The 22,839-nt window shown below is 76.6% G+C and carries 21 protein-coding genes; 12 read left to right on the top strand and 9 right to left on the bottom strand.

From position 1 onward, the window contains the following. Nucleotides 1-23: 23 nt before the first annotated feature. Complete coding sequence (locus tag LY71_RS06800; RefSeq protein WP_106276174.1) at nt 24-1,157, top strand: uroporphyrinogen-III synthase; 1,134 nt, start codon at nt 24-26, stop codon at nt 1,155-1,157. A 106-nt stretch (nt 1,158-1,263) separates the two neighbouring features. Here LY71_RS06800 and LY71_RS06795 read toward each other — a convergent pair whose 3' ends face one another. After that, nucleotides 1,264-2,646 carry an MFS transporter gene (locus LY71_RS06795; RefSeq protein WP_106276245.1) on the bottom strand — a complete coding sequence of 461 codons (1,383 nt, stop codon included), beginning with the start codon at nt 2,644-2,646 and terminating at the stop codon, nt 1,264-1,266. Between the two features lie 146 nt (nt 2,647-2,792). Here LY71_RS06795 and LY71_RS06790 point away from each other — a divergent pair, with 146 nt between their 5' ends. The 4 genes from LY71_RS06790 to LY71_RS06775 all read left to right on the top strand — a co-directional run bounded on the left by LY71_RS06790 (nt 2,793) and on the right by LY71_RS06775 (nt 6,060). Further along, entirely contained in the window at nt 2,793-3,581 is a 789-nt protein-coding gene (locus tag LY71_RS06790) for a hypothetical protein (protein ID WP_106276173.1), read from the top strand. A 57-nt stretch (nt 3,582-3,638) separates the two neighbouring features. Continuing rightward, a complete protein-coding gene (locus tag LY71_RS06785; protein WP_106276172.1) occupies nt 3,639-4,613 on the top strand; it encodes a methyltransferase in 975 nt (324 codons plus the stop codon). A 43-nt stretch (nt 4,614-4,656) separates the two neighbouring features. Then, the gene (arr, locus tag LY71_RS06780) at nt 4,657-5,112 is read left to right on the top strand and encodes an NAD(+)--rifampin ADP-ribosyltransferase (RefSeq protein WP_245887725.1); all 456 of its coding nucleotides are present in this window, start codon (nt 4,657-4,659) and stop codon (nt 5,110-5,112) included. A 114-nt stretch (nt 5,113-5,226) separates the two neighbouring features. Further along, nucleotides 5,227-6,060 (top strand): SCO6745 family protein, encoded by an 834-nt coding sequence (locus tag LY71_RS06775; protein ID WP_211297177.1) that lies wholly within the window; start codon nt 5,227-5,229, stop codon nt 6,058-6,060. A gap of 118 nt (nt 6,061-6,178) precedes the next feature. On the opposite strand, the gene LY71_RS06770 is transcribed toward LY71_RS06775, so the two are convergent. The 3 genes from LY71_RS06770 to LY71_RS06760 are packed head-to-tail and all read right to left on the bottom strand — an operon-like array spanning nt 6,179 to nt 11,627. Further along, on the bottom strand, nt 6,179-6,520 hold the full coding sequence (locus LY71_RS06770; protein WP_106276170.1) for a Rieske (2Fe-2S) protein: 342 nt from the start codon (nt 6,518-6,520) through the stop codon (nt 6,179-6,181). Further along, nucleotides 6,517-9,042 (bottom strand): nitrite reductase large subunit NirB, encoded by a 2,526-nt coding sequence (nirB, locus tag LY71_RS06765; RefSeq protein WP_106276169.1) that lies wholly within the window; start codon nt 9,040-9,042, stop codon nt 6,517-6,519. Before nirB ends, LY71_RS06770 begins: the two co-directional genes overlap by 4 nt. After that, complete coding sequence (locus tag LY71_RS06760) at nt 9,042-11,627, bottom strand: molybdopterin oxidoreductase family protein (protein ID WP_245887724.1); 2,586 nt, start codon at nt 11,625-11,627, stop codon at nt 9,042-9,044. The genes nirB and LY71_RS06760 overlap by 1 nt, the downstream gene beginning before the upstream one ends. A gap of 130 nt (nt 11,628-11,757) precedes the next feature. On the opposite strand from LY71_RS06760, the gene LY71_RS06755 reads away from it, so the two are divergent. Further along, entirely contained in the window at nt 11,758-12,417 is a 660-nt protein-coding gene (locus tag LY71_RS06755; RefSeq protein ID WP_106276168.1) for a GNAT family N-acetyltransferase, read from the top strand. Between the two features lie 3 nt (nt 12,418-12,420). Here LY71_RS06755 and arfB read toward each other — a convergent pair whose 3' ends face one another. Beyond that, nucleotides 12,421-12,861 (bottom strand): alternative ribosome rescue aminoacyl-tRNA hydrolase ArfB, encoded by a 441-nt coding sequence (arfB, locus tag LY71_RS06750; protein ID WP_106276167.1) that lies wholly within the window; start codon nt 12,859-12,861, stop codon nt 12,421-12,423. A gap of 24 nt (nt 12,862-12,885) precedes the next feature. Then, entirely contained in the window at nt 12,886-13,551 is a 666-nt protein-coding gene (locus tag LY71_RS06745; protein ID WP_106276166.1) for a winged helix-turn-helix transcriptional regulator, read from the bottom strand. Between the two features lie 80 nt (nt 13,552-13,631). Here LY71_RS06745 and LY71_RS06740 point away from each other — a divergent pair, with 80 nt between their 5' ends. Further along, nucleotides 13,632-14,213 carry a dihydrofolate reductase family protein gene (locus LY71_RS06740; RefSeq protein WP_106276165.1) on the top strand — a complete coding sequence of 194 codons (582 nt, stop codon included), beginning with the start codon at nt 13,632-13,634 and terminating at the stop codon, nt 14,211-14,213. A 38-nt stretch (nt 14,214-14,251) separates the two neighbouring features. Here the strand turns inward: LY71_RS06740 and yidD are convergent, their stop codons facing one another. Further along, a complete protein-coding gene (gene yidD, locus LY71_RS24000; RefSeq protein WP_245887723.1) occupies nt 14,252-14,746 on the bottom strand; it encodes a membrane protein insertion efficiency factor YidD in 495 nt (164 codons plus the stop codon). A gap of 52 nt (nt 14,747-14,798) precedes the next feature. On the opposite strand from yidD, the gene mmuM reads away from it, so the two are divergent. After that, the gene (gene mmuM / locus LY71_RS06730; RefSeq protein ID WP_245887722.1) at nt 14,799-15,722 is read left to right on the top strand and encodes a homocysteine S-methyltransferase; all 924 of its coding nucleotides are present in this window, start codon (nt 14,799-14,801) and stop codon (nt 15,720-15,722) included. Nucleotides 15,723-15,800: 78 nt separating this feature from the next. On the opposite strand, the gene LY71_RS06725 is transcribed toward mmuM, so the two are convergent. Then, nucleotides 15,801-16,658 (bottom strand): glucose 1-dehydrogenase, encoded by an 858-nt coding sequence (locus tag LY71_RS06725; protein WP_106276163.1) that lies wholly within the window; start codon nt 16,656-16,658, stop codon nt 15,801-15,803. A gap of 409 nt (nt 16,659-17,067) precedes the next feature. On the opposite strand from LY71_RS06725, the gene LY71_RS06720 reads away from it, so the two are divergent. From LY71_RS06720 to LY71_RS06705, 4 genes are all read left to right on the top strand, one after another. Then, nucleotides 17,068-19,620, top strand: coding sequence for a DEAD/DEAH box helicase (locus tag LY71_RS06720; protein ID WP_106276162.1), 2,553 nt, complete (start codon nt 17,068-17,070; stop codon nt 19,618-19,620). A gap of 73 nt (nt 19,621-19,693) precedes the next feature. Beyond that, entirely contained in the window at nt 19,694-20,467 is a 774-nt protein-coding gene (locus tag LY71_RS06715; protein ID WP_106276161.1) for a sulfite exporter TauE/SafE family protein, read from the top strand. Next, complete coding sequence (locus LY71_RS06710; RefSeq protein WP_106276160.1) at nt 20,464-21,228, top strand: sulfite exporter TauE/SafE family protein; 765 nt, start codon at nt 20,464-20,466, stop codon at nt 21,226-21,228. The genes LY71_RS06715 and LY71_RS06710 overlap by 4 nt, the downstream gene beginning before the upstream one ends. Before the next feature lie 118 nt (nt 21,229-21,346). Continuing rightward, on the top strand, nt 21,347-22,084 hold the full coding sequence (locus LY71_RS06705) for a hypothetical protein (RefSeq protein ID WP_425433022.1): 738 nt from the start codon (nt 21,347-21,349) through the stop codon (nt 22,082-22,084). Nucleotides 22,085-22,100: 16 nt separating this feature from the next. On the opposite strand, the gene LY71_RS06700 is transcribed toward LY71_RS06705, so the two are convergent. Next, entirely contained in the window at nt 22,101-22,550 is a 450-nt protein-coding gene (locus LY71_RS06700) for a hypothetical protein (RefSeq protein WP_211297176.1), read from the bottom strand. Nucleotides 22,551-22,839: the final 289 nt, after the last annotated feature.

Here is a 22,839-nt window from a genome sequence, read left to right as displayed (position 1 = left end):
CGACGGTCGCGGACCATGGGGGCGTGCACCCCTCCCCTGCCGTCCCCGCCCCCGACGAGGCAGCCGCCCCGGCCCCGCTGGCCGGCTACACGGTGGCCGTCACCGCCGCCCGGCGGCGCGAGGAGCTCGGCGCGCTGCTCGACCGGCGGGGTGCCCGCGTCGTCTACGCCCCGGCGATCCGGATCGTGCCGCTCGCCGACGACGCCGAGCTGGTCGCGGCCACCGAGGCGGTGCTCGCCGCGCCGGTCGACCTCGTCGTGGCCACCACCGGCGTCGGGTTCCGCGGGTGGCTGGAGGCCGCCGAGGCGTGGGACCTGCCGCTGGTGGAGCACCTGCGCGGCGCCCGGGTGCTCGCCCGCGGTCCCAAGGCGCGCGGCGCCATCCGCGGCGGCGGGCTGGTGGACGCGTGGTCGCCGGCGTCGGAGTCGTCGGCCGAGGTCCTCGAGCACCTGCTGTCCGGCGCCGAGGGGGCGCTGGCCGGGCGCCGCGTCGCCGTCCAGCTGCACGGCGACCCGCTGCCCGACTTCGTCGCCGCGCTGCGGGCCACCGGTGCCGAGGTGCTGACCGTGCCGGTGTACCGGTGGGTGCTGCCGGAGGACGTCGGGCCGCTGCGCCGGCTGGTCGGCTCGGTCGTGGCCGGGGCGGTGGACGCGGTGACCTTCACCAGCGCGCCGGCGGCGGCGAGCCTGCTGTCGGAGGCCGCCGAGCTGGGGCTGCGCGACGGCGTGGTGGCCGCGCTGTCCGGGCCGGTGCTGCCGGTGGCGGTCGGCCCGGTGACGGCGGCACCGCTGGAGGCGGCCGGGATCCGCACCGTGCAGCCCGAGCGGTCGCGGCTGGGGGCGCTGGCCCGCGAGGTGGTGGCCCGGCTGCCGGAGCGCGACCCGGTGCTGCGGGTGGGGAGCGCCGAGCTGCAGGTGCGCGGCCACGCGGCGGTGCTCGACGGCCGGCTGGTGGAGCTGCCGCCCGGCCCGATCGCGGTGCTGCGGGCGCTGGCCGCCCGCCCGGGGGTCGTCGTCGCCAAGGCCGACATGGGGCGCGGGCTGCCCGGCGGCGGGGACGCCCACGCCGTCGAGATGGCGGTGACCCGGCTGCGCGCCGCGCTCGGTCCCGGGCTGGTGGAGACGGTGGTCAAGCGCGGGTACCGGCTCGCGGTCTGACCCGCGGGGCGCGGGCGCGAGATCTGCACAGTGGTGGCCATCGCGTCCGCGATGGCCACCACCGTGCAGATCTGGCGGGAAGGTGCGGGCGGGAGGAACCCGGTCCCTACACCCCGGCCGTGCGGGCGGTCGGGCGCAGGTAGACCGCCCAGGTGACGACGACGCAGACGGCGTAGAAGGCGATGAACACCAGGTAGGCGGCGTCCCCGCTGCCGGTGGTGAGGAACGACTGGCGGAAGGCCAGGTTGACCAGCACCCCGCCGAAGGCGCCGACCGCGCCGGCGATGCCGATGAGCGCCCCGGACATCCGCAGCGCCCGCCGGTCGGCCACGGCGCCGTCCTCCCCCGCGGCGACCGCCTGCTGGGCCCGGGTGCGGAAGATCGCCGGGATCATCTTGTAGGTCGAGCCGTTGCCGAGGCCGCTGAGCACGAACAGCAGCACGAAGCCGACGACGAACAGCGGCAGCGACCCCACCTGGCTGGCGGTGAACACGACCCCGGCGCCGGCGGCCATCGCCACGAAGTTCCAGCAGGTGATCCGGGCGCCGCCGAAGCGGTCGGCCAGCGAGCCGCCGAGCGGGCGGACGAGGCTGCCCAGCAGCGGTCCCAGCCAGGTCAGCGACGCCGCGGCCAGCGGGGTGGCGAAGTCCGCGGCGAACTGGTTCTGCAGCACCTGGCCGAAGGCGAAGCCGAACCCGATGAACGAGCCGAAGGTGCCGATGTAGAGGAAGGACACCACGTAGGTGTGCGGCTCGCGGGTGGCCTCGCGCATCGCCCGCGGCTGGTTGCGCGCCGTCGTCAGGTTGTCCATGAGCAGGGCCGCGCCGACGGCGGCGACGACGATCAGCGGCAGGTAGACGAGCAGCACGACCCGTGGGTGCTCGACGCCGGCGGTGGCCAGCACCAGCAGGCCGACGAGCTGGATGACCGGGACGCCGAGGTTGCCGCCGCCGGCGTTGAGGCCCAGGGCCCAGCCCTTGAGCCGGTCGGGGTAGAAGGCGTTGATGTTGGCCATCGAGCTGGCGAAGTTGCCGCCGCCGACCCCGGCCAGGCAGGAGACGACCAGCAGCGTCGTGTAGCTGACGCCGGGCTCGAGGACGACGGCCGTGGCGATCGTCGGGACCAGCAGCAGGGCGGCGCTGACGACGGTCCAGGTGCGGCCGCCGAAGCGGGCCACGGCGAAGGTGTAGGGCAGCCGGACGAAGGCGCCCAGCGCGGTGGGCAGCGTGGTGAGCAGGAACTTGCCGGCCGGGTCGATGCCGTAGACCGACTCGGGGAGGAACAGCACGACGACCGACCACAGGCTCCAGATCGAGAAGCCGACGTGCTCGGAGAACACGGAGAAGAAGAGGTTGCGGCGGGCGACCCGCTTGCCGGTGGACTCCCAGAAGGCCGGGTCCTCCGGGCGCCAGTCGTCGATCCACCGCCCACCGCGCGGCGGGGCGGGCGCGGCGACGGCGGGCGGTGCGGTGCGCGTGGGGGCGGCCATGCGCAGCAGCGTCGCGGGCGGCGGTTTCCCCGCCGTCGCCGTCGGGAGCACCTCGTGTTCCGTTGTGCTCACCGACCCTGCCCCGCTGTGGTGAGGGTCCCGGCGCCGGGCCGACAGGACGGGCCGGGAACGACGATGATCCAGGCGTGGAGCACGTGGAGGTCGCGCCCGGGCGCGCGCTGGTGGAGTCCGGCGAGCTGGTGGCCGGCTCGATGGCGCGGTCGGCGGCCGGGCTGCTGTTCGACGGTGCGGCGGCGCGCGTGCGCCTCGACGACCGGCTCGCCGCGTGGCTGCGGCGGACGGCGACGGCGGCCGACGCCGACCTGCCCGCCCCGGTCCCGCGCCGGGGCCGCTGCCGCGCCGGTGCGGCCCTGGCCTTCGCCGCCGAGCTGTCGGTCACCCGCGCCGCGCAGGGCCGGTCGGTGCGCGCCGACGGCTTCCTCGCCCCCGGCCCGGGCGAGCGGGCGCCGGCCGACGAGCTGGCCGAGGCCGTGGTGCTGGCGGCCGCGGACACGACCGAGGAGTGGCGGGTCCGGCACCTGGGCTACCTGCTGGCCGAGGCCGCCGTCTCCCCCGACCTGGACGCCGACGTCGTGCACCGCGGGCTGCGGCTGGCCGGCGAGCTGACCGGCCGGCAGCTGGTGCTGCTGGCCGCCGTCGGCCGGCGCGAGCGGCTGCCGCTGCCGATGACGCCGGTGCCGCAGGACCCGCGCGGCTGGACGGCGTGGGGCGCGCTCGAGGACCTCACCGACCTGCAGCGCCGCGGCCTGCTCGACCCGCCGCCGGCCTCGCCCCGTCCCGGCGGCGCGGCCCTCCCCCGGCTGCGCCCGGCCGACCTGCGGCCGACCCGCCGCGGCGTGCTGGTGCACCGGCTGCTGGCGCTGGACTTCGTCCGCGACGAGGCGGTCACCGCCGCGCTGGCCGACCTCGGCTGAGCAGCCCGCGCACCGGCCCGTTGATCGGGGCTCCGGCGCGGTGCGACCATCGCGGCCGTGTCCGGCTCCGCCGCCGATCGGCTGGCCCGGCTGGCCGACGGCTACCTGGTCACCCAGCTGCTGCACACCGCCGTCGCCCTGGGCGTGCCCGACGCGCTGGCCAGGGGGCCGCGTGACGCCGTCGACCTGGCGGGCGAGCTCGGCGCGCGGCCCGGCCCGCTGCACCGGGTGCTGCGCGGGCTGGCCGCCGAGGACGTGCTCGCCGAGACCGGGGACGGCCGGTTCGCCCTGACCGACACCGGCCGGCTGCTGCGCACCGGGGTGCCCGGCTCGCTGCGCGACTGGGTGTCCACACGCGGGGAGCTGTACTTCGGCGCGGCCGCCGGGCTGCCGACGGCGGTGCGGGACGGCGGGACGCCGTACGAGACGGTCCACGGCCTCCCGTTCTTCGCGCACCTGTCGGCCGACGCGTCCCGGCTGGCGACCTTCCAGGCGGCGATGGCCGACCGGTCGGCGCGCGAGGCCGGCGCGGTCGTCGCCGCCTACGACCTGACCGGCTGCTCCTCGGTGGTGGACGTCGGCGGGGGCCGCGGGACGCTGCTGCGCACGGTCCGCGACGGCCTCCCGGGCTCCGACGTCGTGCTCTTCGACCTGCCCGAGGTCGTCGCCGACAGCGACCTCCCGGCCGTGGGCGGCGACTTCTTCGCCGAGGTCCCCGCCGGTGCCGACGCCTACCTGCTCTCCCGCGTCCTGCACGACTGGGACGACGACGCCGCGGTGCGCGTGCTGTGCACCTGCCGGGCGGCCATGCGGCCGGACTCGGTGCTGCTCGTGGTGGAGGCGGTGCTGCCCGAGCGGGCTGCCGACGACCCGGCCGCGGTGCGCATGGACCTGTACATGCTCCTGCTGCTGCACGGCCGCGAGCGCACCGCAGCCGAGTACGCCGCCCTGTGCACGGCGGCGGGGCTGCGGCTCACGCGCGACGTGCCGACCGACGCCGGCGTGCACGTGCTCGAGACGCGCCCCGCCTGAGCCCTCCCCTCGGGTCCGGGACCGGGCGGGCACCATGACCGGTGTGGACGACGGCGCCCGCGACCCGGTGACCTACGACCACTACGCCCACGTGACGGGGCCGTTCTTCCACGGGACGAGGGCCGCCCTCGCCGTGGGCGACGAGCTGGTCCCCGGCCGCGGGTCGAACTTCCAGGCCGGCCGGGTGGTGGACCACGTCTACTTCTCGGCGCTGGTCGACACCGCCGCCTGGGGAGCGGAGCTGGCGACCGCGCTGGCCGGGAGCGAGGAGCGGGGGCACGTCTACGTCGTGGAGCCCCTCGGGCCCTTCGAGGACGACCCGAACGTGACCGACAAGCGGTTCCCGGGCAACCCCACGAGGTCCTACCGCACCCGCTCGCCGCTGCGCGTCGTCGGGGAGGTCGAGGACTGGGAGGGGCACGCTTCGGAGGCGCTCGAGGGGATGCTGGCCGGCCTGGCCCGGCTGCGGGAGCAGGGCCTCGACGTCATCGAGGACTAGCGGTGGTCGTCCTCCGAGTCGCCGATCGCACCGATGAGTCGGGGCAGTCCGCGGCGTCTACGCACGAGCGTGGCGCGGGCCGCGCGTCGGCCGGCGACGGTCAGGAGCTCGCACGTGGAGGACCAGCCGATGAACCTGCTCGCTCGCCGGATGTTCGAGCTCGTCGAGCCGATCGGTGTCATCCCGTACTCGGCCGACGAACCCAACGAGGCGATGTTCGCCCTGGGGTTCACCGACTACTGGGACACCTACTTCGCCGGGCGGGCGGCACCCCTGGGGCTCGTCCCGGCGGAGGTGGTGGACGCGCTCTTCTACAACTTCGCCCCGGGCGAGGTGGCCCGCCACATCCCGGGGGTGTGGCGGACCACCACGCCGGGAGCGGCCATCGCAGCTCGCCGGTCGGGCTGCGTGAAGGCGCTGCGTCGGGTCCTCGGCGACCGCGTCGAGTCCCCCGCCTTCGCCCGCGCCGCCGACCTGCTGACCACGGCGGCGACCAGTGCCCCGGTCGAGGGCCGGCCCATGTACGCCGCGCTCCGCGCGATCCCGGTCCCCGACGACGCGGGAGCCCGCCTCTTCCACGCGGCGTCCCTCCTGCGCGAGCACCGTGGCGACGGGCACATCGCGGCCCTGATGGTCGAGGGCGTGGGCGGGCTCGAGGCCCACGTCCTCCTCGCCCTCGACACGGGCCTCCCGGCGGAGGGGTTCGGCCGCCTCCACCACCTCCCGGCAGCCCAGCTCGCCGCCGTGGTCGACGGGATGCGCGACCGCGGCCTCGTCGGGGACGACGGCTGGCTGAGCGGACGGGGTCGGGCCGTCAGGCAGCGGGTCGAGGCGCTCACCGACGACCTCGCGGCCAGGCCCTACGAGGCCCTCGAGCCCGACGAGCTCGACGAGCTCGTGGCCGCCGCCGAGCCGCTCGCCGCGCTGCTGCTCGCCGCCCAGGACTAGGACGACGTCGCTCGTGCCGGGCCGCCGGCCTGTCCGGCGTCCGCGGACACGCCGACCGCGATGTGTGCACGCGACGCGGACCAGGGAGGTCCCGGACCGCGCTGCGTGCACACGGCGCTCAGGTCTCGACGACGAGCAGCCCGTCGACCTCGCGCACCGGGTACCGCGTCACCGGGGGCACGCCGGCGGTGGAGCTGCCGTCGGTCCACCGGAAGCCGTAGAGGTGCAGCGGGCAGACCAGCACGTCGGGGTCGGTCTGCCCGTCGGCGAGCGGGCCGCCGGCGTGCGGGCAGGCGGCCTGGGTGGCGTGCAGCGAGCCGTCGCGCAGCCGGAAGACGGCGACCTGCACCCCGCCGGCGACGAACGCCCGGCCCTCCCCCGGCGGCACGTCCTCCGCGCGGCCGACCGTGTGCGCCCGGACGCCGGTGGGCGCCTCGAGCCGCGTGTCGGTGACGCTCATCGGACCGGCACCAGCGGCAGCGGGAGCAGCGGCAGCGCTGCCCGGAACTGGCCGGGGGTCGCCGGCTCGCGCCCGTCCTGGCCCCACGGGTCGGTGTAGGCGTCGATCGAGCGCTGCATGCCGGCGTCGAGGTCGGCGCCGATGCCCTCGGCGTCGTCCACCACCACCGACCGGACCCGCTCCAGTCCCACCCGCGGCACGAAGTCGTAGGTCCGCTCCAGCCAGTTCGCGTGCTCGCGGTAGTACTGCAGGAACCGGCCCACCAGCGTGAGCACCTCCTGCGGGGAGCCGACGGTGGCCAGCAGGTCGCCCTTGCGCACGGTGGCCCCGGCGGCACCGCCGACGTACACCTCCCACCGGCCGCTGCCCACGGCGACCACGCCGACGTCCTTGACGTAGGCCTCGGCGCAGTTGCGCGGGCAGCCGACCACGGCCATCTTGATCTTCGCCGGGCTCTCGATGCCCTGGAAGCGGGTCTCCAGGTCGATGCCCAGCTGGGTGGAGTCGTCGAGGCCGAAGCGGCAGAAGTCGCTGCCCACGCAGGTCTTCACCGTGCGCATGCTCTTGCCGTAGGCGTACCCCGACGGCATGCCGAGGTCGGCCCACACGGCGGGGAGGTCCTCCTTGCGGACGCCGAGCAGGTCGATCCGCTGCCCGCCGGTCACCTTGACCATCGGGACCTCGTACTTCTCGGCGACGTCGGCGATCCGCCGCAGCTGCGCCGGCGTCGTCACCCCGCCCTTCATCTGCGGGACGACGGAGAACGTGCCGTCGCGCTGGATGTTGGCGTGCACGCGGTCGTTGACGAACTCGGCGTCCTTCTCCCGGACGAGGTCGGTGCCCCAGACCGTCTTGAGCAGCGAGGCCAGGCCCATCTTCGACCGGGCGTCCTCCCTGCCGCCGGGGGCGAGCGCGGCGAACACGGCCGACACGCTGCGCAGCTCCCGCTCGCGGATCGCCGCGACCAGCGCGGGCTTGGCCAGCGGGACGCCGGGCACGTAGTACGCGGCGGCGGGGTCCTCGGCGACGTCGCCGTCGGCGGCCCACTCCACGACCTGCTTGACCAGCGCCTTGCACGAGCCGCAGCCCTTGCCGGCGCGGGTGCGGTCCATGACCGCGCCGACGCTGCCGCAGCCGTCGGCGACCGCGCCGCAGATGGCGCCCTTGGTGACCCCGTTGCAGTTGCACACCTGGGAGTCGGCCGGCAGGTCCGCGACGCCGACCTCCTCCCGGCCGTCGGAGAGGTCGACCAGCAGCCGGATGCGCTCCTCGGGCAGCGCGGTGCCGCGGTCGAAGGCCTGGGTCAGGTAGGCGACCTTGCGGGTGTCGCCGAGCAGGGTGGCGCCGACCAGCCGGTCGTCGCGCACGACCACCGACAGGTGCACGCCCCGCTTCGGCTCGGAGATGACCAGGACCTCGTCGGAGTCCCGCTCGGGGGTGCTCACGCCCATGACGGCGACGTCGACCCCGGCCACCTTGAGCTTCGTCGCCGTCCGGCTGCCGTGGTACTCCGCCGTCGGGTCGGTGCCGGTGAGCACGTCGGCGAGCACCCGCGCGTGCTCCCAGGCGGGCGCGACCAGGCCGTACACCGCGCCGCGGTGCTGGGCGCACTCGCCGATGGCGTAGACGTCGGGGTCGTCGGTGCGCAGCTGGTCGTCGACGACGACGCCGCGCTCGACCTCCAGCCCGGAGCGGACGGCGACGTCGGTGTGCGGGCGGACGCCGGCGGCGACGACGAGCAGGTCGCAGTCCAGCCGCCGGCCGTCCCTGAGCAGCACGCCCTCGACGTGCCCGTCGCCGAGCACCTCGGTGGCCAGCACGTCGAGGTGCACGGTGATGCCGAGCGACGCCACGCTGCGCTCGAGGACGGCGCCGGCCTCCCGGGAGAGCTGGGCGTTCATCAGCCAGGGCATCGCGTGCACCAGGTCGACCTCGAGCCCGTGGCCCTGCAGCGCGCGGGCGGCCTCCAGCCCCAGCAGCCCGCCGCCCAGGACGACGGCCCGCCGGCAGCAGGAGGTGGCGGCGAGCATCGCGCGGGTCTCGTCGATGGTGCGGAACCCGTACACGCCGGGCAGCAGGCCGCCGTCGTCGGTGCGCACCCCGGCCATCGGCGGGACGAAGCTGTGGCTGCCGGTGGCCAGCACCAGGTGGTCGTAGGCGGTGCTGCTGCCGTCGGCGGCGTGGACGACCTTGGCGGCGGTGTCGACCCGCTCGACCCGGACGCCGGCGCGCAGGGTGACCCCGTTGTCGGCGTACCAGTCGTGGCTGTTGAGGACGATCTCGTCCTCGGCCGTCTCCCCGGCCAGCACCGGGCTGAGCATGATCCGGTTGTAGGTGCCGTGCGGCTCGTCGCCGAACACGGTGATCCGGAACTGCTCGCCGCCGCCGCGCTCGAGCACCTCCTCGACGAGGCGGGCGCCGGCCATGCCGTTGCCCACGACGACGAGGCGGGCGCGGGGGTCGAGGTCGCCGTCCAGCGAGAGGGAGGTCAGCCCCTCCGGGCGGCCGCCCAGGACGCGCATCAGACCTCCACCAGGCCCAGGTCGACGACGAGGTCGCCGGTGACGCCCTCGGGCGCGGCGGCGTGCAGCTCGACCACGCAGCCACCGGGCAGGTCCTCGACCACCCGCAGGGGCACGTGCACGTCGCCCCTGGCGCCGATCGGGAACCAGCGCACCGGCTCGCCGTCGCGGACGAGCAGCACGTACACCAGCTCGCCGGTGGAGTTGCCGCCGCGGAAGTACAGCGCCTGGGCGGTGGCGCCGGCGGGCACCTGGTAGCGCAGCGCCGGGTCGACCGGGCCCGGCTTGGCCAGGCCCTCCCCGGTCAGCGGGAACACGCCCTGCAGGAACTTCGGGCTGCTTCTCACGGGATGGCTCCTCCTCGGGCTCCGGGACGGGTGCCGGGGTTCGGGGGACGGGGGTCGGGTGTGCGGCCGCGGCACGGGCTGGGCCGCGGCGTCCGGCGGCGGGATGCGCTCGGCGGGGCCGCCGACGCGGGTGACGGCGACCGCGCAGACCTTGAAGGCGGGCATCCGGCTGGTCGGGTCGAGCGCGGGGTCGGTGAGCGCGTTGGCGCTGGAGCCGCCGCCCCAGTGGAAGGGCACGAAGACGACGTCGGGGCGGATGGCGTCGGTGACCGCGGCGGCGAAGCGGGCGCGGCCGCGGCGGGTGGCCAGCTCGACGACGTCGTCGTGCGCGACGCCGAGCCGGCGGGCCAGGTCGGGGTGGATCTCCGCCCGCGGGGTGGGCGCGACCAGCGCCAGGCTGCGCGACCGCCGGGTCTGGGTGCCGGACTGGTACTGCGCGAGCACCCGGCCGGTGGTCAGCACGTACGGGTACTCCTCGTCGGGGGGCTCGTGGGCCTCGACGTGGTGCACGGCGACGAACCGCGCCCGGCCGTCGGGGGTGGCGAACCGCTCGGTGAACAGCCGCGGCGTCCCCGGGTGACCCGGTGCGGGACACGGCCAGAAGACGCCCTGCTCGGCGTCGATGCGGTCGTAGGTGATGCCGGAGTAGTCGGCGGTGCCCCCGGCGCTGGCCCGGCGGAGCTCGGCGAAGACGGTCTCGGGGTCGGCGGAGAAGCCCCGCACGCCGAGGCGCTCGGCCAGCTCGGCGAGCAGCTGCAGGTCGTCGCGGACGCCCTCGGGCGGGTCCAGGGCGCGCCGGCGGCGGATCACCCGGCCCTCGAGGTTGGTCATCGTCCCCGACTCCTCGGCCCACATCGCGCTGGGCAGCACGACGTCGGCGAGCTCGGCGGTCTCGGAGAGGAAGAAGTCGCTGACGGCGAGGAAGTCGAGGTCGCGCAGCCGGCTGACCACCCGGCGGGCGTCGGGCGCGGACACGGCGACGTTGGAGGCGAGCACCAGCAGCGTGCGGACACCGCCGTCGGTGCCGAGGGCGTCGAGCAGCTCGAAGGCGCTGCGGCCCGGCCGCGGCAGGTCGTCGGGGTCGACACCCCAGACCGCGGCGACGTGCGCGCGGTCGGCGGGGTCGGTGAGCCTGCGGTAGCCGGGCAGCTGGTCGGCCTTCTGCCCGTGCTCGCGGCCGCCCTGCCCGTTGCCCTGGCCGGTGACGGTGCCCCAGCCGCTGCCGGGCCGGCCGGGCAGCCCGAGGGCCAGGGCCAGGTTCAGCCACGCGGTCGCGGTGTCGGTGCCGGAGCGGTGCTGCTCGGCGCCGCGGGCGGTGAGCACGATCGCGCGCTCCGCGCGGGCGAGCGCCCGCACGACCTGCCGCTGCTGGGCCACCGGCACGCCGGTGAGCCGCTCGACCCGGTCGGGCCAGTAGCCGGCCACGGCGTCGCGGACGGCGTCGAAGCCGGTGGTGCGCGCGGCGACGTACTCCGCGTCGACCAGCCCCTCGGCGATCGCGACGTGCAGCAGCCCGTTGGCCAGCGCCAGGTCGGTGCCCGGCAGCGGCTGCAGGTGCAGGCCCGCGCCGCGGGCGGTCGCCGTCCGCCGGGGGTCGACGACGACGTGCAGCGCGCCGCGGGCCCGGCCGGCGTCGAGGTGCTGCCCCGCGGGAGGCATCGTGTCGGCGGGGTTGCTGCCCACCAGCACCACGACGTCGGCCTCGGCGACGTCGGCCAGCGGGAAGGGCAGCCCGCGGTCGAGACCGAAGGCGCGGGTGGCCGCGGCCGCCGCCGAGGACATGCAGAACCGGCCGTTGTAGTCGATCGCGCTGGTGCGCAGCGCGACGCGGGCGAACCGGCCGAACTGGTAGGCCTGCTCGTTGGTCAGCCCGCCGCCGCCGAAGCAGCCGACGGCGTCGCGGCCGTGCTCGGCCTGGGTCCGCCCGATCGCGGTCACCACCCGGTCGAGCGCCTCGTCCCAGGGAGCCTCGACCAGCGGACTGGTGCGGTCGCCGGGGACGGCGCGGACCAGCGGCCGGGTCAGCCGCTCCGGGTGGTCGAGCAGCTCGTGCGCCGACCAGCCCTTGGCGCACAGCCCACCGCGGTTGGTCGGGAAGTCCAGCGGGACCAGGGTCGCCGGCCGGTCGCCGGCGGTCACCGCCATGCCGCACTGCAGCGAGCAGTAGGGGCAGTGGGTCTCGGTGGTCCGCGTGCGGGGACCGGCCGGGACGGCACCGGGGACGACGGCTGCGGGCACGCCTGTAGAGGCTGCTGCGGCCCGGTTTCCCCGCCGCCACGACGACGTCAACCCTGCGTTCCGGTGACCTCACGGCGGGGCCGGGCCGGCGGTGCGGCCGGGCCCGGGCACCCGTGGTGTCATGGCAGCCATGAGCGAGCCGGGCAGCAGCGAGACGGGCCCGACGGTCCACATCGGCGTCCCCGTCGTCCGGCCGGCCGAGCCGCGCGACGTCCCCCGGATCGCGGCCACCCTCACCGTCTCCCTGGCCGAGTCGCGCTGGGTGCGCTGGGCGCTGCCCGTGGACGGCCGGACGCAGCGGCTGACCCGGCTGGCCGAGCTCGACGCGCACCGCGGCGTGACCACCGGCACCGCCTGGGTGAGCGAGGACGTCGACGCCGTCGCCTCGTGGGAGGCCCCGGAGGGAGCGGCCGCGCCGCTGCCGCCCGACGTCGCGACGGCGCTGGAGCGCGAGCTGCCCCGGCTGCACGCCGACCGCGCCGACGCCGTCGCCCGCACCGACGCCGCGCTCGCCGCGGCCCTGCCCGACGGGCCGCACTGGCGGCTGCGCGCGCTGGCCACCCGGCCGCGGTCGCGGCGCCGCGGGCTGGGCGGCGCGGTGCTCGAGCCGGCGCTGCGGCGCTGCGACGACGAGGGCGTGCCCGCGGTGCTGGTGGCGCCGGCCTGGGCGGTGGTGCGCTGGGCGCGGGCGCTGGGCTTCGAGGTGACGACGGCGACCCGCTCGGCCGACGGCCAGCTGCCGCTGTGGGTCGCCGTCCGGCAGCCCGGCGTCCCGATGCCGGAGGTCTGAGGGTCAGTCCCAGCCGCCGCGCCGGCGCTTGAGCTCCCCCCGGCGCTTCTTCGCCGCGATCCGCCGCTCCTGCGAGCCCCGCGTCGGCGTCGTGCGGCGGCGGGCCGGGGGCGGGGGCGCCAGCGCGGCGCGCAGCACGGCGGCCAGCCGCTCGCGGGCGGCCTGCCGGTTGCGCAGCTGCTGGCGGTGCTCGCTCGCGGCGATGGTGAGGACGCCGTCGACGAGCCGGCCGCCCAGCCGCTGCTGCAGCCTCGACCGCTGCGCCTCGCTCAGGCCCGGCAGCTCCAGGGGGGACACCGACAGCTCGACCCGCGAGTCGGCGGTGTTCACGCCCTGCCCGCCCGGTCCCGACGAGCGGGAGAACCGCCACGACAGCGCGCCGGCCGGGACGACGAGGGAGCCGGTGACCGGGAGGTCGCCGGGCGTGTCGTCGCTGGCGGGCACGGTGTCCAGTCTGGCGGTCTCGGTTCAGGCGGGCACGGGCGGGACGACGGCGGCGAGCAGCCGGCGCACCACCGCGGCGTCGCCGTCGACCCGCAGGTCGCCCGCCGCCAGCGCGGCGTCGAGGGGGCGTCGCCCGAAGGCCACGGGGCGCAGCACGGCGGCGGGTCCGGCGAGGGAGGCGTCGGCACCCGGGGCCGCGCCGCGGACCGCGCTCAGCCGCCCGTCGCCGACGGTGAGGGCGATCCGGTCGGTGCCGGCGGGTTCCTCCACCCGGAGCTCCACCCGCGCGGACCAGCCCGCGAGCCGGGCCGGGTCGACGGTGGTGCGCAGGGCCAGCACGAACGCGTCGGTGCCGAGCTCGCCCGCCGACGTCTGGACGGTGCGCGACCCCCAGCGGCCGAGCGCGAGCAGGACGTCGTCGAGCGCGCGCCCGCGGTCGGTGAGCTCGTACACCCGGCCGCCCACGGGCGGCCCGGTTCCCGACCGGGTCACGAGGCCGGCCGCCTCGAGGTCGCGCAGGCGCTGGCTGAGCACCGTGGGGCTGCTCCCCGGCAGGCCGCGGGCGAGGTCGGTGTACCGCTTGGGACCGAGCAGCAGCTCCCGGACGACGAGCAGCGCCCAGCGCTCCCCCACCACGTCGAGAGCCCGTGCGATCCCGCACGGGTCGTCGTAGCTGCGGCGGTCCGGCACGCCGCGACGGTACCCCTTGCGCTACGGATCTCCTAGTGGTTACTACTTCTTACGTAGCGACTACCGCAGAGGAGGCGGCCATGGGCACCGTCACGATCGTCGAGCACGTCAGCCTGGACGGTGTCGTGCAGGCACCGGGCGCCCCGGACGAGGACACCCGGGGCGGCTTCGCCCACGGCGGCTGGTTCGGGCCCTACGTCGACTCCGTCCTCGGCGAGGTGATGGGCCGCGGGTTGGCCGCCGAGGGCGGGATGCTGTTCGGCCGCCGCACCTACGAGTCGCTGCAGGCGGCCTGGGCCGGGACCACCGACAACCCGTTCGGCCCGGTGCTCGACGCCAAGCCGAAGTACGTCGCCTCCCGCGACACCGGCTACACGCCCACGTGGGTCAACTCGACCCTGCTCGCCGGCGACGCCGCGGACACGGTCGCCGAGCTCAAGGCCGCCACCGACCTGGACCTCACCGTGCTCGGCAGCCCCGACCTGCTGGCCACCCTGCTGCCCGCGGGCCTGGTCGACGACGCCTGGCTGACCGTCGCCCCGGTCGCGCTCGGCTGCGGGCGCACCCTGTTCCCGGCGGGAGCGCACCTGCGCTGGGAGCTCGTCGAGTCCGTGGCGACCACCACCGGCGTCGTGGCGAACCACTACCGGTTCGCGGGCTGAGTCCCGGACGCCGTCCCGCACCCGGACGGCGGGCGCGCTCAGGCGGCGGCGGGCACCGGGTCGGCGCCGCCGGTGGCGCGCGGGTGACAGCGCAGCAGCCGGCGCAGGGTGAGCCAGGTCCCGCGGCGGGCGCCGTGCCGCTGCAGCGCCTCGACGGCGTAGGCGGAGCAGGTGGGGCTGAACGCGCAGCACGGTGGCCGCCGCGGGCTGATCTCGCGCTGGTAGACGCGGACGGCGGCGACCAGCCGGTCAGCCAGGCGCGACCCGCGGGTGCCGGTGCCGGCGGCGTGCACGTGCCGCGCCGTCGTCGGCACCAGGAACAGGCCCTCGACGCCGCAGCCGATGGCGTTGGCCAGGCAGCAGCCGGTGTTGAGGAAGAGCAGGTCGCGCAGGCAGCTGCCGTCGCGGTCGTACCCCCGGCGGTAGCGGCCCGGCGGGGGCCCGTAGGCGTAGCGCGGTCCCCAGCCCGGCCGGGGCCCGTACCCGCGGCGACGACGGCGGGGACCCCAGCCACTGCTCCAGATGAACACCACGGTCCGATCCTGCGGGTCACGGCCGCCGGGTGCAGGACGGGAGGATGGGGCCGTGACCCCGCCGCTCGCCGATGCCCTCGCCGATGCCCTCGCAGATGCCCTGGCCGCCGGACCCGTCGTCCTCGACGGCGGGCTGTCCACCGAGCTGGAGGCGCGCGGGCACGACGTGTCCTCGGCGCTGTGGTCGGCCCGGCTGCTGCGCGACGAGCCCGACGCGGTGGTCGGGGCGCACGCCGCCTTCGCCGCGGCCGGCGCCCAGGTGGCGACGACGGCCAGCTACCAGGCGACCGTGGAGGGGTTCGGCGCGGCCGGCATCGGCCGGGACGAGGCGCTGGGGCTGGTGGCCCGCTCGGTGGAGCTGGCCCGCCGGGGCGCCCCCGGGAGCTGGGTGGCCGGCTCGGTGGGGCCCTACGGCGCGGCGCTGGCCGACGGGTCGGAGTACACCGGCGCCTACGCCGACCGGCTCTCGGTGGCCGACCTGCGCGCGTTCCACCGGCCGCGGATGGCCGCGCTCGCCGAGGCCGGCGCCGACGTGCTGGCCTGCGAGACCGTGCCGGCGGCCGCCGAGGCGGAGGCGCTGCTGGCCGAGGCCACCGACCTCGGCGTGCCCGTGTGGCTGTCGCTGACCACGGTCGTGGGCGCCGACGGCGTGGCCCGCACCCGGCGCGGGGAGCCGGCGGGCGAGGTGTTCGCGATGGCCCGCGGCGTCGACGTCGTGGTGGCCGTGGGGGTGAACTGCGTGCCGCCGGACGCGGTGGGCCCGTCGCTGGCGGCCGCGGCGTCGTCCGGGAAGCCGCTGGTGGCCTATCCCAACAGCGGCGAGGGCTGGGACGCCGTCGGCCGGCGGTGGACCGGGACCGGCGGGGTCGACGCCGGCGCCGTCCCGGGGTGGGTCGGCGCCGGCGCCCGGCTGGTCGGCGGCTGCTGCCGGGTGGGCCCCGCGGGCATCGCCGGGCTCGCGGCGATGATCAGGTGACCTGCAGAAGGACCTCCCTGCCCCCCACCGCTCGCGAGCTCGCGGCGGGCCCCTGCAGGGAGGCCGTCGCCTGCCCCCTCAGAGGATCGGGTTGCCGCCGGTGACGGCGACGCGGGCGCCCGAGACGTAGGACGCCTCGTCGCTGGCCAGCAGCACGTACACAGGCGCCAGCTCGGCCGGCTGCCCGGCGCGGCCCATCGGCACCTGCTGGCCGAAGCTGGCCACCTTCTCCTCGGGCATGGTCGCGGGGATCAGCGGGGTCCACACCGGTCCGGGCGCCACGCTGTTGGCCCGGATGCCCTTGTCGGCGTACATCTGCGCGAGGCTCGCCGTGAAGTTGGCGATCCCGGACTTGGTCATTGCATAGGGCGCCAGGCTGGGGCTCGGCATGTCGGAGTTCACCGACGACGAGTTGATGATCGACCCGCCCGAGGGCATGTGCGGGATCGCGTCCTTGCACAGCACGAACATCGCCGTGAGGTTGGTGGCGACGGTGTGGTCCCACTCCTCGTCGGAGACCTCGTCCAGGGTGTCGTGCGACATCTGGAAGGCGGCGTTGTTGACCAGGACGTCGACCTTGCCGAACTCCTCGACGGCCTTCGGGATGATCGTCTTGGCGTGCGCCCGGTCGGAGAGGTCACCGGCGACGAGCACGCACTTGCGGCCGGCCTCGCGCACGTACTTCGCCGTGTCCTCGGCGTCCTCGTGCTCGGAGAGGTAGGAGATGAGGACGTCGGCGCCCTCGCGGGCGAAGGCGATCGCGACCGCGCGGCCGATGCCGCTGTCGCCGCCGGTGATGACGGCGGCCTTGCCGGTGAGCTTGCCCGAGCCGCGGTAGGTCTCCTCACCGTGGTCGGGCTTGGGGTCCATCTCGCCCAGCGTCCCGGGCGGGGTCTGCTGCTGCTCGGGCTGGCTCTCGGGGCGGGGTGACGACACGGGTTCTCCTCGGGGTGGGGGCGGGCGGGCGCCGGGGTCGTCTCCCCCGGCACCGCGTCGCCGTCCCGCCTACCCGTGTCCCGCGGCGGGGAACCCGCCGTCCGTCGTCAGGACGCGCGCGGGGGCGCGGCGGCCGCCACCGGCGGCAGCTCCCAGCGCATCTCCATGTGCCGTCGGCCGGCCCGGTCGGTCACCGGCACCCAGCGGATCATCGGACGTTCCTCGACACGCATCGTCGCGCCACCTCTCGTTAACCTGCCGTTCACCTTTCCACGTGTCTTCGGCACGGGCCAGCGACTCCCCGAGGGGTCGTGACCCGATCGTGACCTCGGACGTCCGGGTGTCCCAGGCGCGGAGCCCCGGTGTCCGCCCGAGCGGCGCCCCGGCCGCCTGGCACGCTGGACGCACGATGACCGCGACCGCGCCCCTCCCCCTGCTCGACGACCCCGGCGACCTCTCGGCGCTGCGGACCCGCGGCGACGACCCCGACGAGCTGTTCACCGCCTTCGCCGCCTGGGCCGACGATGGCGGCACGCCGCTGTACCCGCACCAGGAGGAGGCGCTGATCGAGCTGGTCAGCGGCGCGAACGTCGTCCTCGCGACGCCCACCGGCTCGGGCAAGTCGCTGGTGGCCACCGGCGCGCAGTACGCCGCGCTGGCCGCCGGACGGCGCAGCTTCTACACCGCCCCGATCAAGGCGCTGGTCAGCGAGAAGTTCTTCGCCCTGTGCGGCGTCTTCGGCGCGGCCAACGTCGGCATGCTCACCGGCGACGCGAGCGTCAACGCCGGGGCGCCGGTCATCGCCTGCACCGCCGAGGTGCTGGCCAACGTGGCGCTGTGCGAGGGCGCGGACGCCGACATCGGCCTGGTCGTCATGGACGAGTTCCACTTCTACGGCGACCCCGACCGCGGCTGGGCCTGGCAGGTGCCGCTGCTGGAGCTGCCCCGCGCCCAGTTCCTGCTGATGAGCGCCACCCTCGGCAACACCGACGCGCTGCGCGAGGACCTCACCCGCCGCACCGGCCGGCCGACCGCGCTGGTCGCCGGCGCCGAGCGCCCGGTGCCACTGCACCACTACTACGCGACGACGCCGGCCCACGAGACCATCCAGGAACTGCTCGACACGCAGCAGGCGCCCGTCTACGTCGTCCACTTCACCCAGGCGCAGGCGCTGGAGCGGGCGCAGGCGCTGATGAGCGTCAACGTCTGCACCCGGGAGGAGAAGGCCGCGATCGCCGAGACGATCGGCGGTTTCCGGTTCACCTCCGCCTTCGGGACGACGCTGTCGCGGCTGGTGCGCCACGGCATCGGCGTCCACCACGCCGGGATGCTGCCCAAGTACCGGCGGCTGGTCGAGCAGCTGGCCCAGGCCGGGCTGCTCAAGGTCATCTGCGGCACCGACACCCTCGGCGTCGGCATCAACGTGCCGATCCGCACCGTGCTGTTCTCCGCGCTGTCGAAGTACGACGGCACCCGCACCCGGCTGCTCAACGCCCGGGAGTTCCACCAGATCGCCGGCCGGGCCGGCCGCGCCGGCTACGACACCGCCGGCACCGTCGTCGTCCAGGCGCCCGAGCACGAGGTGGAGAACCTCAAGCAGTTCGCCAAGGTGGCCGACGACCCGAAGAAGCGCCGCAAGCTGGTGCGCCGGAAGGCGCCCGAGGGCTCGGTGCCGTGGTCGAAGGCGACGATGGAGCGGCTGGTGGCCGCCGAGCCCGAGCCGCTGACCAGCCACATGCGGGTGACGACGGCGGTGCTGCTCGACGTCGTCGACCGGCCCGGCGACCCGGTCGCGGCGCTGCGCCGGCTGCTCACCGACAACCACGAGCCGCGCAGGCGGCAGCTCAGGCTGGTGCGCGAGGCGGTCGGCATCGCCCGCTCCCTGCTGCAGGCCGGCGTGCTCGAGCGCCTCGACGAGCCCGACCCCGACGGGCGGCGCTTCCGGCTGACGGTCGACCTGCCGCCGGACTTCGCCCTCAACCAGCAGCTGTCGACCTTCGCGCTGGCCGCCATCGAGCTGCTCGACCCCGACTCCGACACCTACGCCCTCGACGTCGTCAGCGTGGTCGAGGCGACCCTGGACGACCCTCGGCAGGTGCTCGCCGCGCAGCTGAACAAGGCCCGCGGCGAGGCCGTGGCGCAGATGAAGGCCGAGGGCATCGAGTACGACGAGCGCATCGAGCTGCTCGACGACGTCAGCTACCCCAAGCCGCTCGAGGAGCTGCTCGGGCACGCCTTCGAGGTCTACGTGCGCAGCAACCCGTGGGCCGCCGACGCGCACCTGTCGCCGAAGTCGGTCGTCCGCGAGATGTGGGAGCGGGCGATGACGTTCAAGGAGTTCGTCTCCACCTACGGCCTGACCCGCGCCGAGGGGGCGGTGCTGCGCTACCTGTCCGACGCGGTCAAGGCGCTGCGCAGCGGGGTCCCGGCGGCCGCCCGCACCGAGGAGGTCACCGACCTCGTCGAGTGGCTCGGCGAGCTGGTGCGGCAGGTGGACTCCAGCCTGCTCGACGAGTGGGAGCAGCTGACCAGCCCCGACCGACCCCTCGACGAGCCGGTCGCCGTCCCGGCCCGGGCGCGGCCGCTGACCGGCAACGAGCGGGCGTTCACCGCGATGGTGCGCAACGCGCTGTTCCAGCGGGTGCAGCTGTGGGCGCGGCGGCGCTGGTACGACCTCGGCGAGCTCGACGCCGGCTCCGGCTGGGACGCCGAGCGCTGGGGCGAGGTGGTCCGCGGCTACTTCGCCGAGCACGACGAGCTGGGCACCGGCGCCGACGCCCGCGGCCCGGCGCTGCTGGTGTGGGACCGCAGCGAGCCCGGCGTCTGGCGGGTGCGGCAGATCCTCGACGACCCGGCCGGCGACCACGACTGGGGCATCGACGCCGAGGTCGACCTGGCCGCCTCCGACGAGGCCGGCGAGCTCGTGCTGCGGGTCCTGGACGCCGGCCGCAAGGACGCCTGAGCGCCGTCCGGGCCGCCGGTGCGTGCGCGCGGTCACACCGGGGCGGTGTGCCAGGCTCGGCGGCGGTGACCGCATGACCGTGCCCGAGATGCTGGCGGTGCTCGCCGCGGGCGCGGCCGCCGGCAGCATCAACGCCGTCGTCGGGTCGGGGACGCTGGTGACCTTCCCGGTGCTGCTGGCCACCGGGCTGCCGCCGGTCACCGCCACGGTCACCAACACCCTCGGCCTGGTCCCGGGCAGCGTCAGCGGCGCCGTGGGCTACCGGCGCGAGCTCGCCGGCCAGCGCCCGCTGCTGCTGCGGCTGCTGCCGGCCTCGGTGCTCGGCGCGCTGACCGGTGCCGCGCTGCTGCTGCACCTGCCGGCGGCGGCGTTCGAGGCGGTCGTGCCCGCGCTGGTCGGGCTGGCGGTCGTGCTGGTCGCCGTCCAGCCGCTGCTCTCGCGCCGGCTGGCCGCGCGGCAGGTCGCCGGCGGCACCGCCCCGCGCGGCCTGCGCCTGGCCGGGCTGGTCGCCGCGGCCTACGCCACCGGCAGCTACGGCGGCTACTTCGCCGCCAGCCAGGGCGTGCTGCAGGTGGGCCTGTTCGGCCTGCTGCTGCCCGAGCCGCTGCAGCGGCTCAACGCGCTGAAGAACGTGCTCACCTCCGCGGTCAACGGCGTCGCCGCGCTGGCCTACGTCGTGGTCGCCACCGACCGGGTCGACTGGACGGCGGCCGCGCTGGTCGCCGGGGGCTCGGTGGTCGGCGGCACGGTGGGCGCGCGGTACGGCCGGCGGCTGCCCTCGGTGGTGCTGCGGACGGCGATCGTCGTGCTCGGCTGCGTCGCGGTCGGGGTGCTGGTGTCGCGGTGACCGTCGTCGAGGCGCTGCTGCTGGTGCTGGCCGGCGTGGGCGCGGGGCTGGCCGGCAGCGTCGCGGGGCTGGCCTCGCTGGTCAGCTACCCGGCGCTGCTGGCCACCGGGCTGCCGCCGGTGACGGCCAACGTGACCAACACCGTGGCCCTGGTGCTCACCAGCGTCGGGTCGATCAGCGCGTCCCGGCCGGAGCTGACCGGGCAGGGCCGGCGGCTGCTGCCCCTGGTCGCCGCCGCGGTCCTCGGCGGCGCGACGGGCGCCGCGCTGCTGCTGCTCACGCCGGCCGAGGCGTTCGAGCGGGCGGTGCCGGTGCTCATCGGCGGCGCCGCGCTGGCCATCCTGCTGCAGCGCCCGCCGCGGGAGCTGGCCGAGGAGGGCGCCCGCGCGCACCGGCGGCGCGACCCGTGGTGGCTGGTGGCGGGGACCGCCGTGGTCGCCGTCTACGGCGGCTACTTCGGCGCGGCCGCCGGGGTGCTGCTCCTGGCGCTGTTCCTGCTCGGCACCGGCGAGCCGCTGCCCCGGGGCAACGCGTTCAAGAACGTCACGCTGGGTGCGGCCAACGCGGTGGCCGCGGTGGGCTTCGTGCTGCTCTCCCCGGTGGCCTGGAGCGCGGCGCTGCCGCTGGCGCTGGGCTGCCTCGTCGGCGGCCGGCTCGGCCCGCGGGTGGTGCGGCGGGCGCCGCAGGGGGCGCTGCGCCGGCTGATCGCGCTGGCCGGGCTGGGGCTGGCGGTCGTGCTGGCGGTCGACGCCTACCGGTGACCTGGGTGGACCGACCGGGGACCCCGCGGGCAGGCTGTCCCCGGGTCCACCAGCCGGGACGGGACCCACGGGGACGAGGACGACGAGGACGACGAGGTCGAGGGAGCCGACGGTGACGATGAGCGACGCGGCGGGACGCTTCCTGGAGGCGCTGCGCGTGCCGGCCGAGCCCGGCGAGGACGGCCCGGAGATGGTGCCCTCGCGGCTGTGCCGCGCGTGCGCCGAGGCCGTCGGGGTGGACGGCGCCGCGCTGAGCATCCACGAAGGCGCGGGCCTGCGGACGCCGATCGGGGCCAGCGACCCGACGACCTCGCACGCCGAGCAGCTGCAGTTCACCGCCGGCGACGGCCCGTGCCTGCGCGCCCACGACACCGGCAGCGCCATCGTCTTCGACATCGAGGACATCAACCGCAACTGGCCCTCGCTGCACGCGGCCCTGCTCGGCGAGACGCCCTACCGCGCCGTCTACTCGGTGCCGCTGGCCCCGCCGCTGGGGCCGACGGTGATCGTCGACCTCTACGCCCGCGACCTGGCCACGCTCACCGCGGTGCCGCGCGACGACGTCGAGGCGGTCGTGGTGACGATGACCGAGGAGCTGGTGCGCTCCTCCGGCGCCGTGGCGAGCGACGAGAGCTCGGCCCGCTGGTGGGACTCCCCCGACGCCCGCCGCCGCAACCGGGTGTGGCAGGCCACCGGCGTGGCGACGGTCGCGCTGGGCCTCGACGTCGTCGACACCCTCGCGGTGCTGCGGGCGCACGCCTTCGCCACCGGCCGGGTGGTCGACGACGTCGCCGAGGACATCGTCTCCGGCCGGCTGGACCCGGTCGAGCTGCGCGAGCCCGTCGCCGGCGAGTGAGCCGGCGCGGGCCCGCTCAGCGGGCGGTGTAGGCGGCCAGGAACAGCACGAACGCGCTGCTGCCCAGCAGCAGCCGGGCCGGGGTCAGCCCGTTGATCAGCCCGGCGGTGGCCTCCACCCAGGCGGGGCGCACGGCGGCCTCGCGCGCGCCCCGGCGCACCAGCCGCACCTCGTCGGCCAGCAGCGCCGCGGCCGCGCCCAGCATGGTCAGCCCGACGACGAGGAAGGCCAGCGACAACCCCTCGGCGAACCCGTCGGCCCGCCCGCCGAGCACCCAGACGGCGACCAGCCCGGCGAGCAGCCCCAGCACGGCACCGGCGACCGGCGCCCACGGGCCCATGCGGGTGAGCGGGTCCCGCCGCCGCGGGCGGACCACCGGCGGCGCGGGCGGCCTGCCGCTCACCGGGCCGGTGGCGTGCGGGCCGGCGTCGTCGGCGGCCGCGGGCGCGACGGCGTGAGACGGCACCGGCGCCGTGCCGACGGCGCTCGCCCCGCTCGCTCCCGCCCCTCCGGCGGGCGCCGACCCCGGCGCGGTGGCCGGCCCGGTGGGCACGGGCGACGGCGGGCCCGGCGGCGGGACGGGCCCGGCGGCCGCGGAGGGAGCGGAGGGGGCCGGGGCGGAGGAGGCGGGGGCGGACGGCGCGGGGGCCACGGGATCGGACATCGGTGATCACGCTAGGCGCGCCCCCCGACGGACCCGACGAGGCCCCCGGGCGCGGCGGCCATCGGGGCGTGTCCCCGGCGCGGGAGCACGT

The sequence above is a fragment of the Geodermatophilus tzadiensis genome (genome assembly GCF_003002915.1).
Taxonomy (GTDB): domain Bacteria; phylum Actinomycetota; class Actinomycetes; order Mycobacteriales; family Geodermatophilaceae; genus Geodermatophilus; species Geodermatophilus tzadiensis.
The sequence above is the reverse complement of the archived record's forward strand: the minus strand, read 5'-3'. Positions and strand labels throughout refer to the sequence as shown.

Excerpts from the sequence above, each read along its gene's own strand:
- LY71_RS06795 (WP_106276245.1), bottom strand. The coding sequence starts at position 2,646 with ATGGCCGCCCCCACGCGCACCGCACCGCCCGCCGTCGCCGCGCCCGCC.
- LY71_RS06770 (WP_106276170.1), bottom strand. The coding sequence starts at position 6,520 with ATGAGCGTCACCGACACGCGGCTCGAGGCGCCCACCGGCGTCCGGGCG.
- nirB (WP_106276169.1), bottom strand. The coding sequence starts at position 9,042 with ATGCGCGTCCTGGGCGGCCGCCCGGAGGGGCTGACCTCCCTCTCGCTG.
- LY71_RS06755 (WP_106276168.1), top strand. The coding sequence starts at position 11,758 with ATGAGCGAGCCGGGCAGCAGCGAGACGGGCCCGACGGTCCACATCGGC.
- LY71_RS06740 (WP_106276165.1), top strand. The coding sequence starts at position 13,632 with ATGGGCACCGTCACGATCGTCGAGCACGTCAGCCTGGACGGTGTCGTG.
- LY71_RS06720 (WP_106276162.1), top strand. The coding sequence starts at position 17,068 with ATGACCGCGACCGCGCCCCTCCCCCTGCTCGACGACCCCGGCGACCTC.
- LY71_RS06715 (WP_106276161.1), top strand. The coding sequence starts at position 19,694 with ATGACCGTGCCCGAGATGCTGGCGGTGCTCGCCGCGGGCGCGGCCGCC.
- LY71_RS06705 (WP_425433022.1), top strand. The coding sequence starts at position 21,347 with ATGAGCGACGCGGCGGGACGCTTCCTGGAGGCGCTGCGCGTGCCGGCC.